Source organism: Duganella sp. CF458, from assembly GCF_900113115.1.
Lineage (GTDB): Bacteria > Pseudomonadota > Gammaproteobacteria > Burkholderiales > Burkholderiaceae_D > Rugamonas.
Window position 1 is genome coordinate 1 of record NZ_FOOF01000055.1, and the last position, 1,421, is coordinate 1,421.

A 1,421-nucleotide genomic window follows, 5' to 3' on the forward strand; every position below is an offset into this window, starting at 1 on the left:
AACGCAGTGAATCCTAAAGAAGCCCCGCCGGTGAAGGGTTTCCTTAGTCAATGACAAGGGATGTTATATCGCAGACGCCCAAGTTAACTCGGTATTTTGCGATCAATAACGCGTTAGGGGACACTAATCCTCCCTTGCAAAGAAAGCTTGAAGCATGCGCAAATCTACTCTTGCCCTTCTCGTACTCAGCGGTCTCTCAGGTTGCGCAGCGGGCCCCCATCCGTCGCTGACTCCATATGCCGCTCATCCGCCCTCAATGCAAAAGAGCGATACCACAGTGCTCATAGCAATGGATAGGCAAGGAACTCCGCATTTTCTTGCCACCGTACGGAAGATCGATGGGCAAGACGTAACCTGTGATTGGAACTATGGTTGCCCTCTCTGGGCGCGGCTCGCGCCCGGCGATCATAGGTTCGTCATCAGATATCAGAGCGATCTAGTGCTACTTTCGAGCCCGGGTCAAACGGCGTCAAAGCTGAAGTTCGTCGATCTAGACGTAGCCGTCAAAGACATGAAGCCTACCCACGTCTATGTCGTTCGCTACATTCGCGCAAGCGATGCAGTCTCGTTTACTGTCGAAGATATGGGAGAACGCCCCAAATCGGGGATCATGTGGCCGATCGGCGTGCCCGGCGCTACGGAGCACTTCGCGGATTTCTAAGCCTCGAACAGCAGTGCCTTCGGTGTCCCCTAACCCCTCCGTCAAGGGGACGTCCTGCTAGCGGGCCGCCCCTTACGTCGAACGTTAGGCGGCTCAAACTCATTCCACCCATGAACCGATGACCCACCAAGACACCTACTCGGCTACGTTCTGCCCCTCATACGAGGAAAATCCTGACGGCTTCGTAGTGAGCCATTTGCCCAATGGATTGGTGGAGGTGCGATTCCTAGAGAATGATTTGACAAAGGTCACTCGCTACCGAAAATCGGGCAGCGTCGACGACGAGATCCTCTACAAAGGACTTGTCACAATGCAAAGTGGTAGCTCAGGCAACGAGATCACATACAGGCCGCTCACAGATCTTGCGGCCTTCTTCCCTCTTGAGGTGGGTGACGAGCACGAATACAAGATGGAAGTCACCTTCTCGGGGAAAGTTCAAAGAGTCGAAACGACGGCCATCAAGGTTCATAGCAGGCAACGGACCAAAGTCGGGCAGTGCAAATATGAAGTGCTCTCGGTGGGTGTAACTTTCGATCCACCTGGTAGCACAAGCCTGTACTTCAACTACTGTCCTGACCTGCGGCACACAGTCAATGTCATTGCTGGAGGCCGAGCCCTCAACAAAGGCGCAATGCTTCCCCTCGACAACCTACCGGCCCTGTTGGCCACGCTGCAGTCGCAACGTGTCGCACCAGCCGCCTAACCATTCCATCGAGAGGACGTGCCCCGGCAAGCCGGGTCACGCCTCTCATGTCAAACG

The 1,421-nt window shown here is 54.8% G+C and carries 1 protein-coding gene; it reads left to right on the forward strand.

Annotated elements, in window-relative coordinates; genetic code table 11:
• Positions 1-779 precede the first annotated feature (779 nt).
• Positions 780-1,364: a hypothetical protein gene (locus BM269_RS28910; RefSeq protein ID WP_090446057.1), complete on the forward strand. Its 585-nt coding sequence runs from the start codon at positions 780-782 to the stop codon at positions 1,362-1,364.
• Positions 1,365-1,421: the final 57 nt, after the last annotated feature.

What these genes read in the sequence shown, in the direction of transcription:
- BM269_RS28910 (WP_090446057.1), top strand. Translation starts at nt 780, where the DNA reads ATGACCCACCAAGACACCTACTCGGCTACGTTCTGCCCCTCATACGAG.